This is a genomic window from Micromonospora inaquosa (genome assembly GCF_003857055.1).
GTDB lineage: Bacteria > Actinomycetota > Actinomycetes > Mycobacteriales > Micromonosporaceae > Micromonospora > Micromonospora inaquosa.
The window spans coordinates 1-8,885 of sequence record NZ_QGSZ01000091.1 but is presented as its reverse complement, the minus strand read 5'-3'; the positions used below and the strand labels follow the sequence as shown (position 1 = coordinate 8,885).

Below are 8,885 nucleotides of genomic sequence, written 5' to 3'. Positions count from 1 at the left end.
CCTCCAGGCCCCAGGGGGAGCCGTAGCCGGTGAGCAAGTCGAGGAAGGGCATCGGGGGCAACGCCTCCGGCCCGAGCACCCCGACACCGGCCCACGCGCCGCCGGCGAGCAACTCCAACGCGACGACCGGGTTGACTGCGGTCTGCCAGACCACCGCCTGGTGCCCGTACTCCCGCATCGACCACTCGTTGTCGACCACGTGGTACAGGTAGACCTCGCGGGGCCGCCCGTCCGGCCCGAGGCCGCGCACCCAGGTGCCGGCGCAGGTCTTGCCGCGCATCCGGGCGCCGAGCGTGGCCGGGTCGGGCAGACTCGCGGCCACCACGTCGCGCGGGGAGACCTCGACGCCGCGTACCCGCACCGGGGAGACCGCGTCCAGACCAAGCTTGTGCAGCGTCTTGAGCACCTTGATGAACTCGTCGCCGAGGCCGTACTTGAAGGTGACCCGCCGGGCCTTGACCCAGCGCGGGATGAGCAGCACCTCCTCGTGTTCGACGTTGACGCACTCGACCGGCCCGATGCCCTCGGGAAAGTGGAAGATCTCCGGTTCGGAGAACGGTTCGGTGGTGAACCAGCCCCGGTCCCGCTCCCAGACGACCGGCCGGTTGAGGCACTCTTCGATGGTGGTCCAGATGGAGAACGAGGGCGCGAAGTCGTACCCGTCGACTGTGAGGTTCGCCCCGTCCCGGACACCGATCTCGTCGATCTCACTGAACAGCTCGTCGGCGGCGTAACGGGCGAACACGTCGGAGAGGCCCGGCTCGACGCCGATGCCGCACAACGCCAACCGACCGGCCGCCGACCAGGTGTCGGCCACGGCGAACTGTTCGTCGCCGAGCTTCACCCCCGTCTCGGCCTGCGACAGCGACATCGCCATGTCCAGGTAGTCCGCGCCGGCCGTGAACGCACCGTTGAAGATCGGCATGACGAACCGCGGGTCGACGGCGTTGAGCACGTGCGTGATCCGGTGCTCCCGGCACAGCGCGGTGACCGCGTCGGCGGAGGCGGCGTCCACCTGGGCGGCGACGAAACGGTCACCGTGGCCGGCGACCGCGCGCTGGGCGCGAACGGGGTCGTGGTCGGCGACCACCATGGTCTCGAAGAAGGCCCGTCGGGCGGCGATGGCTACGGCGGCGGAGCCGACGCCACCGGCGCCGACGAGGAGGGCACGCATCAGGAATCAAACCCCAAACCGAAACGATCGAGAGTACGGAGCCAGAGGTCGCGCCGGCCCTCGCGCGCGTCGGCGCGGGCCAGTGACCAGCGGGTGAGATTGATGCCGACCGCGCGGACGGGTTCCGGTGGGAACGGCAGTGGCTTGCGGCGAACCAGGTCGAGCCGGGTCAGCGGAGTGTCCCCGCCGTCGAGCAGGTCGAGCAGCACCCGGGCACCGAAGCGGGTGGCCCCGACGCCGAGGCCGGTGTAGCCGGCCGCGTACGCCAGCCGACCCCGGTAGGCGGTGCCGAAGAACGGGCAGAACCGGGTGCAGGTGTCGATGACACCGCCCCAGCGGTGGCTGAATCGCACGTCGGCGAGCTGCGGGAACGTGGTGAAGAAGTGGCGGGCGAGGGTGGTGAAGGTGGCCGGTCGTTGCTCCAACTCGGGCGCGACCCGATTGCCGTAGTGGTAGACGGCGTCGTAGCCGCCGAAGAGGATCCGCCCGTCGGCGGTGATCCGGTAGTAGTGGAACTGGTTGGCGGTGTCGGCGAGCCCCTGCCGGTTGCGCCAACCGATGGCGTCGCGCTGGGCGGGGGTGAGCGGCTCGGTCATCAGCACGTGGTCGTAGACCGGCACCAGGTACGCCCGCAGTCGGCGCAGCAACGGCGGGAACGCGTTGGTGGCCAGCACGACCCGACGCGCCCGTACCGAGCCGGGCCGGCCGACGTCCCGATTGTCGGCCCGACCAGGGTCGGCCGGCTGGGCGGCGGGGTCGGTGCCCAGGGTGCTGGCGTGCAGCGCCGCACCATCGGCGCGCAGTCCGGTGACCCGGGTGTGCTCGTGCACGCGTACGCCGAGGTCGAGGCAGGCGCGGCGCAGGCCCCAGGCCAGCTTCGCCGGGTCCACCATGGCCACCCGTTCGGCGTCGAACATCCCTCCCAGGTACGTCGGCGAGTGCACCTCGGCGCGCACCTCGTCCCGGTCGAGCAGCCGCACCCGGTGCCCGTACCGACGGGCCAGGTCCGCGTCGGCGGCCAGCCCGTCGAGTTGGTACGGCTCGACGGCGACGGCCAGCTCACCGGTGCGCTCGAAGTCGCAGTCGATGTCGAACGTGGCGACGGTGGCGGCGATGGCGTCCAGGTTCTCCCGGCCGAGGCGTTCCAACTCGCCGACCTCGTCGGGGAACCGGTCGACGCCGTTGGCGAGGCCGTGGGTCAGCGAGGCGGCGCAGAACCCGCCGTTGCGCCCGGACGCGGCCCACCCGCAGGTCCCGGCGTCGACGAGCAGCACGTCACGATCCGGGTCCGCCTGTTTCGCCAACAGCGCGGCCCACAGCCCGCTGTAACCGCCGCCGATCACCAGCAGGTCGGTGGAGTGCCGGCCGCTCAGTGACGGCAGCGGGTCGGGGCGGTCCGGGCGATCGAGCCAGTACGGCACGGGTGCCGCGTCGGCCAACGCCCGGCCGGTAGGTGGGAGCGTCATGACGGCCCGCTGGTCGGTCGGCCCGGGGACCGCCCCGCGTCCGGGAGCGTCATGACGGCCGACGCAGGTGACCCGCCGGCCCGGCCAGCAGGTTGGCGCGGCGGGCCCGTCGACCGCGCAGCGAGCTGAGCCCCACCAGCAGCAACGCGATCGCGAACATCGCCGTGCCGATCACGTTGACCTGCGGGGGGATGCCCCGCTGGGCAGCGCCCCAGACGTACATCGGGAACGTGACTGTGGTGCCGGCGTTGAAGTTCGTGATGATGAAGTCGTCGAAGCTCAGCGAGAACGCGAGCAGCGCGGCGGCCACGATGCCGGGCAGCACCAGCGGCAGGGTGATCCGCCGGAAGGTCTGCCACTCGCTGGCGTAGAGGTCCATGGCGGCCTCCTCCAGCCGCCGGTCCATCCCGGCGAGCCGCGCCTTCACGGTGACCACCACGAATGACACGCAGAACATCACGTGCGCGATCAGGATGGTCCAGAAACCCTGCGGCACGCCCGCCGACACGAACAGCGCCAGCAACGACGTGCCCATCACCAGCTCCGGGGTGGCCATCGGCAGGAAGATCAGCACGTTGATCCCGGACCGGCCCCGGAACCGGTGCCGGACCAGCGCGAACGCCATCAGGGTGCCGAGCACGGTGGCGATCACGGTGGCGAGGAAACCGATCTGCACGCTGCGGACCACCGCGTCACACATGTCCGAGGTGGCGCACGGCTGCCGCCAGTTGTCCAGTGTGAACTCGTTGAAGTCGTACGACAGCCGGCTCGACGGCCGGTTGAACGACAGCCCGGCCACCACCAGGATCGGCAGCGCCAGGTAGCCGAGCACCAGCAACGCCACGATCATCACCCAGCGGTCCGCCAGCCAACGCGAGAGCCTCATTTACACCACCTCCTCCGTGCCGGCCCTGCGCAGATAGCCGAAGACCACCGCGAGGATCGCCGCCATCAGCAGGAACGACAGCGCCGCGCCCTGCGGGTAGTCCAGTCGGACCAGGAACGCGGAGTCGATGACGTTGCCGATCATGTATTCGTTCGGGGTGCCGAGCAGTTCCGCGTTGATGTAGTCACCGCTGGCCGGAATGAAGAACAGCAGCGTTCCGGCGACCAGGCCGGGCATGGACAACGGCAGGGTCACCCGACGGAACGCCTGCACCGGGCTCGCGTACAGGTCGGTGGCCGCCTCCAGCAACCGGTGGTCCAGCCGCTCCAGGCTCGCGTACAGCGGCAGCACCAGGAACGGCAGGAAGTTGTACGTCAGGCCGAGCACCACCGCGAACGGCGTGGCCAGCAGCCGACCGTCCGGGGCGAGCAGGTGCACGTCACGCAGCAGACCGACGAGCGCGCCGTTGTCCGACAGGATCGTTTTCCAGGCCAGCGTGCGGACCAGGAAGCTGGTGAACATCGGCGCGACGACGCACACCAGCAGCAGGTTGTTCCAGCGGCCGGCCTTCTGCGCGATCGCGTACGCCAGCGGGTAGCCGAGCAGCAGCGCCAGCACCAGGGCCAGCCCGGCGTAGCCGAACGAGCGCAGGAACTGTGGCCAGTACGCCTGCAGCACGTCCGGGTAGTTGCTGACCGCCCAGGTCATCGCGTACCCGGTGGAGAGCGAGCCGCTGGGGTCGTACAGGCTGGCCGCCGCCAACTGCACCAACGGCACGCCGAAGAAGATGAGCAGCCAGGCCGCACCGGGCAGCAGCAGCAGGTACGGCAGGAGTCGGCGCCGCCCGGATCGGGCTGCCGGCGGTGCCGGTGGCGGTTGCCCGGACCCGGTGGGGGCCAGGAGGGTCACGACGACGCACCCACCGGCTCGTCGAGCACCGGCGACGTCCGGTCGGTGTCGGCGGCGTCGCGGGGCAGCAGGAACGCGTGCCGCGGATCCCAGTACGCCACAGCCTCGCTGCCGACCGCCACCCGCGCCGACGTGCCGCTGTTGGCGGCGAAGACCGACAACTCGGTGCCCCAGCCGGTGCGCACCAGGTACTGCGTGCTGACTCCCACGTAGGAGGCGTCGGTGACTATCCCGGTGACGTGCTGATGCCCAGCGGGCACCTGGTCGGCGGAGCCGACCAGTATCAGCTTCTCCGGGCGTACCCCCAGGTGGACCGGACCGTGCTCGGCCCGCGACCGGCCGGCGGGCACCGAGAAGCGCGTGCCGTGCGCCGTGACCGCGACGTCGCCGCCGCCGACGCCGGTGGCCTCCCCGGCGAGCAGGTTGGACTGGCCGAGGAAGTTCGCCACGAAGGCGGTGGCGGGAAACTCGTAGATGTCGGCCGGTGCACCCAACTGCTCGATCCGGCCGGCGTTCATCACCGCGACCGTGTCGGCCATGGTCATGGCCTCCTCCTGGTCGTGGGTGACGTGCACGAAGGTGATGCCGACCTCGGTCTGGATGCGCTTCAGCTCGATCTGCATCTGTCGGCGCAGCTTGAGGTCGAGTGCGCCCAGCGGCTCGTCGAGCAGCAGCACCTGCGGCCGGTTGATCAGTGCGCGGGCCAGCGCGACCCGCTGCTGCTGACCGCCGGAGAGCTGGGCCGGGCGGCGGTTGCCGTAGCCGTCGAGCTGCACGAGCGACAGCATCCGGGTCACCTCGTCGTCGACCGAGCGGATGCCGCGTCGGCGCAGCCCGAAGGCGACGTTCTCGAAGATGCTGAGGTGTGGGAAGAGCGCGTAGCTCTGGAAGACGGTGTTGACGGGTCGTTTGTACGGCCGCAGCCGGGTGATGTCCCGGTCGCCGAGGAGCACCTGGCCGCTGGTCGGTTCCTCCAGGCCGGCGATCATCCGCAACGTGGTGGTCTTGCCGCAGCCGGAGGCACCGAGCAGCGCGAAGAACGAGCCCTGCCCGATGGTCAGGCTCAGGTCGTCGACAGCGGTGAAGACGCCGAACCGTTTGGTGAGGTTGGCCAGGCGCAGGTCGCCGGCCGGTGTCTCGCGCGCCATCCTCGTCACGCCCCGATGACCTGTTGGAACTTGCCCTCGTACTCCCGCTCCTGCTTCTCGTCCAGAGCCATGAACACCTTGGACTTCGACAGCAGCGCCTCGTCGGGGAAGATCAGCGGGTTGGCGGCCAGCTCGGGGTCGATCTTCTCCATCTCGGCCTGCGCGCCCTTGACCGGGCAGATGTAGTTGACATAGGCAGCCAGCTTCGCCGCGACGGCCGGCTCGTAGTAGTAGTTGATCAACGCTTCGGCGTTGCTCCTGTGGGTGGCCTTGTTGGGGACCATCATGTTGTCGCTGAAGAGCATCACGCCGGAGTCCGGCGCGACGAACCGCACCTTCTCGTCCTCACCGGAGAGTTGGATGACGTCCCCGGACCAGCCGATGCACGCGGCGATGTCGCCCTTGGCCAGGTCGGGCGCGTAGTCGTTGCCGGTGAACTTACGGATCTGGCCGGAGTCGACGGCCTTCTTGAGCTTGTTGAGGGCGTCGTCGAACTGGGCGGCGGTGAAGTTGGCCGGGTCGTGCCCGTTGGACCCGAGCAGCAGACCCATGGTGTCGCGCATCTCGCTGAGAGCTGTCACCTTGCCCTTGAGGTCGGGGCGGGTGAGCAGTTCGTCGACCGTCCGCAGTTCCTTCGTGACGTTGCCGTTGTACGCCAGTCCGGCGAGGCCCGACTGCCACGGGATGGAGATCCGGTTTTCGGTGTCGAAGGGGCGGTTGAGCAGCGACGGAAGCAGGTTGGCCTGCACGTTCGGGATCTTCGCCGGGTCGAGCTTCTGGATCCAGCCGAGCCGGATCATCCGGGCCGCCATCCAGTCGGTCAGCACGATGATGTCCCGGTCGGTGCTCTGGCAGGCGGCGAGCTGGTTCTGCACCTTGCCGAAGAATTCGTTGTTGTCGTTGATGTCCTCGGTGTAGGTCACCTGAATGCCGGTCTTCGTGATGAACTCGTCGAGGCTCGGTCGCTTGGACTCGTCCTTCTCGTCCACGTCCATGTACTGCGGCCAGTTGGCGAAGGCGAGTTTCTTCTCGGTGCCGGAGAGGTCCTCGCTGACGCAGCCAGTTTCGGTCTGCTGCGCGCCCTTGGTGCCGCAGCCCGCGAGGCTGCCGCCCATGGTGAGCAGGGTGGCCGAACCGAGAGTGCCGGTGAGCAGTCCACGCCGGGAGAGGGGCCGGAGGGGAGTACGCATGACGACTCCTAGGGGTCATCGTCGGCGGGCGGGACGGGGAGGCGCGCCGGCGGGAATGTAGGGAGGGTCAAGTGCCATGGACGACTGATCCTGACATGAGGTGACCTCCCTTACAAGGGATTCCGTTGCGGGAATAGCGATGTACGACGAAATACGCCAGACTACGCGGGGATACACGCGCGACATCACGATTCGGGATATGGGGAGCGGGCAATGACAAACCGGCAACACGAGAACAGCAACGGCGGTCGACGCGTCGCTGTCCGTGACGGTGCCAATCACGCTCTGCTGGATGACGTGGCCAAGCAGATCATCGAGCAGCTCCAGGAGGACGGCCGCCGCCCGTACGCGACGATCGGCAAGGCGGTGGGGCTCTCCGAGGCGGCAGTCCGCCAACGGGTGCAGCGGCTACTCGACTCCGGCGTGATGCAGATCGTGGCGGTGACCGATCCGCTCCAGCTCGGCTTCCCCCGACAGGCGATGATCGGCCTACGTACCGACGGTGACCTGGAGGCGGTTGCGGACCGGCTCGCCGAGCTGGAGGAGGTCGACTACGTGGTGATCACCGCCGGGTCGTTCGACCTGCTCACCGAGGTGGTCTGCCGCAACGACGACCACCTGCTGGAGATCCTGCAACGACTGCGCGCGGTGCCCGGGGTGCTCTCCACCGAGGCGTTCGTCTATCTCAAGCTGCGCAAGCAGACCTACACCTGGGGTACGGCCTGACCCCGACCCGCCGCTTGCCCCGCCGGCTGCTTGCCCCGCCGGCTGCTTGCCCCGCCGGCTGCTTGGTCCGCTCGGCTTTCAGGGAGTCGGGGTGTCCGGGTCGCCCTGATGCCCCGTTTTCCGTGAACCCGAGTGGATCAGCGGCTGGCCGCGTCGGCCGTGCCCACCGCTTCGACGAACGACGACCAGGCGGTCGGGGCGAAGGTCAGGGTGCCACCGTCACGGTCCTTGCTGTCGCGCACCAGCACCCGGCCGGGCAGGTTGTCGGCCACCTCGACGCAGTCACCGCCGTTGTTGCTGCTGCGGGTCGCGGTGCGCCAGCGGGCGCCGGTCATGTCCATGTCGTGGCCACTTCCCTGATCAACTCGATCGACCGTCGTTGCGGGAGCGCCTCGCCGGTGACGCTCTCCCACCTGCGTCCCAGGCTAGCCACGTCGAGGGGATCGGTCACGACCTGACCGCGGAGCTGATTGTCGAGATACGCCAATTCGGCCCCGTCGGGCAGCCGCCCCAGCACAAAAGGGCCAGCCAGCCCGGTGTGCCACGGACTCTCGGCCGGAATGACCCGGACCTGCACGTGCTCCCACTCAGCCACTCCCGCGAGGTGGGCCAGTTGGCCGGCCATCACGGCGCGGTCGCCGACCGGCCGGCGCAGCACCACCTCGTCGATCACCGCCACAAGCTGCGGTGGAGCATCGCGGCACAGGACCGCCTGCCGTTCGAGGCGGCTCGCCACGATCTGGTCCACGTCGGACGGTGCGACCAGACCACCGGTGCTCAGGATCGCGCGCGCGTACCCCTCGGTCTGGAGCAGACCCGGCACCAGCAGCGGCTGGTAGGACCGGAGCGAGGTGGCGTCCTGTTCCAGCTCGGCCCACGGCCGGAACCACGGCAGGTCACGACGGCGGAACGGCTCCGGCCAGAGATCGGCGGCGTCCCGGCGCAGCACCTCGGCCACCGCCACCCGGGTACGCGGATGCGGGATGCGCCCCGAGGAGAGCCACCGCGCCGCCGTCTTGGGGTCGACGCAGACCTTCTCGGCCAACGACTCGACCGTCTCCCCCGCCTCGGCCATCGCCACTCGTAACGCCTCGTTCGCCACCGGACCCTCCCGCCGCTCCTCCGTGCCGTAGCTCTCGCCAGCTCTCGCCAGTTCTCGCCGCAAGCACACGGGCTGCGACGCCGCTCGATGCACGTTGCGGCGGACGATAGCTACGCTGCGTGTCCCTGTCTGCGACCGACCGGCGTGTTGCGGTGTGACGTGTTGGGGCGCACCCAGGACGCCCCCCGACCGCCCTCGAAGTGTCCCGTCGGCGTCCCAAGGCCCCCGCCTCCCCGCCGCCGGCCCGCACCGCCCGACCCCGCGTCACCTCGCCCACGGCCCAC

The 8,885-nt window shown here is 69.7% G+C and carries 9 protein-coding genes; 1 reads left to right on the top strand and 8 read right to left on the bottom strand.

Going from position 1 to position 8,885, the window contains the following annotated elements; genetic code table 11:
• The 6 genes from DLJ59_RS01815 to DLJ59_RS01790 form a co-directional block, all read right to left on the bottom strand.
• Positions 1-1,174, bottom strand: a 1,174-nt coding sequence (locus tag DLJ59_RS01815) for a saccharopine dehydrogenase family protein (RefSeq protein ID WP_124770778.1), incomplete at its 3' end; no start/stop codon positions are given.
• Positions 1,174-2,640 (bottom strand): NAD(P)/FAD-dependent oxidoreductase, encoded by a 1,467-nt coding sequence (locus DLJ59_RS01810; RefSeq protein ID WP_124770777.1) that lies wholly within the window; start codon positions 2,638-2,640, stop codon positions 1,174-1,176. The genes DLJ59_RS01810 and DLJ59_RS01815, both read right to left, overlap by 1 nt.
• Before the next feature lie 49 nt (positions 2,641-2,689).
• A complete protein-coding gene (locus tag DLJ59_RS01805) occupies positions 2,690-3,526 on the bottom strand; it encodes an ABC transporter permease (RefSeq protein WP_124770776.1) in 837 nt (278 codons plus the stop codon).
• Positions 3,527-4,435, bottom strand: a complete 909-nt coding sequence (locus DLJ59_RS01800) for an ABC transporter permease (protein WP_124770775.1) — start codon at positions 4,433-4,435, stop codon at positions 3,527-3,529.
• Positions 4,432-5,583 carry an ABC transporter ATP-binding protein gene (locus DLJ59_RS01795; RefSeq protein ID WP_124770780.1) on the bottom strand — a complete coding sequence of 384 codons (1,152 nt, stop codon included), beginning with the start codon at positions 5,581-5,583 and terminating at the stop codon, positions 4,432-4,434. Before DLJ59_RS01795 ends, DLJ59_RS01800 begins: the two co-directional genes overlap by 4 nt.
• 5 nt (positions 5,584-5,588) lie before the next feature.
• Positions 5,589-6,773 carry a polyamine ABC transporter substrate-binding protein gene (locus DLJ59_RS01790; RefSeq protein ID WP_124770774.1) on the bottom strand — a complete coding sequence of 395 codons (1,185 nt, stop codon included), beginning with the start codon at positions 6,771-6,773 and terminating at the stop codon, positions 5,589-5,591.
• 213 nt (positions 6,774-6,986) lie between these two features.
• Between DLJ59_RS01790 and DLJ59_RS01785 the strand changes: the two genes are divergently transcribed.
• Positions 6,987-7,499, top strand: coding sequence for an Lrp/AsnC family transcriptional regulator (locus DLJ59_RS01785; protein ID WP_030338307.1), 513 nt, complete (start codon positions 6,987-6,989; stop codon positions 7,497-7,499).
• A 137-nt stretch (positions 7,500-7,636) separates the two neighbouring features.
• On the opposite strand, the gene DLJ59_RS01780 is transcribed toward DLJ59_RS01785, so the two are convergent.
• Together DLJ59_RS01780 and DLJ59_RS01775 are read right to left on the bottom strand one after the other, a co-directional pair.
• Positions 7,637-7,840, bottom strand: a complete 204-nt coding sequence (locus tag DLJ59_RS01780) for a DUF397 domain-containing protein (protein ID WP_124770773.1) — start codon at positions 7,838-7,840, stop codon at positions 7,637-7,639.
• Positions 7,831-8,574, bottom strand: coding sequence for a helix-turn-helix domain-containing protein (locus tag DLJ59_RS01775; protein ID WP_124770779.1), 744 nt, complete (start codon positions 8,572-8,574; stop codon positions 7,831-7,833). The genes DLJ59_RS01780 and DLJ59_RS01775 overlap by 10 nt, the downstream gene beginning before the upstream one ends.
• Between the last annotated feature and the right edge of the window lie 311 nt (positions 8,575-8,885).

Excerpts from the sequence above, each read along its gene's own strand:
- DLJ59_RS01810 (WP_124770777.1), bottom strand. The coding sequence starts at position 2,640 with ATGACGCTCCCACCTACCGGCCGGGCGTTGGCCGACGCGGCACCCGTG.
- DLJ59_RS01805 (WP_124770776.1), bottom strand. The coding sequence starts at position 3,526 with ATGAGGCTCTCGCGTTGGCTGGCGGACCGCTGGGTGATGATCGTGGCG.
- DLJ59_RS01795 (WP_124770780.1), bottom strand. The coding sequence starts at position 5,583 with ATGGCGCGCGAGACACCGGCCGGCGACCTGCGCCTGGCCAACCTCACC.
- DLJ59_RS01790 (WP_124770774.1), bottom strand. The coding sequence starts at position 6,773 with ATGCGTACTCCCCTCCGGCCCCTCTCCCGGCGTGGACTGCTCACCGGC.
- DLJ59_RS01785 (WP_030338307.1), top strand. The coding sequence starts at position 6,987 with ATGACAAACCGGCAACACGAGAACAGCAACGGCGGTCGACGCGTCGCT.
- DLJ59_RS01780 (WP_124770773.1), bottom strand. The coding sequence starts at position 7,840 with ATGGACATGACCGGCGCCCGCTGGCGCACCGCGACCCGCAGCAGCAAC.
- DLJ59_RS01775 (WP_124770779.1), bottom strand. The coding sequence starts at position 8,574 with ATGGCCGAGGCGGGGGAGACGGTCGAGTCGTTGGCCGAGAAGGTCTGC.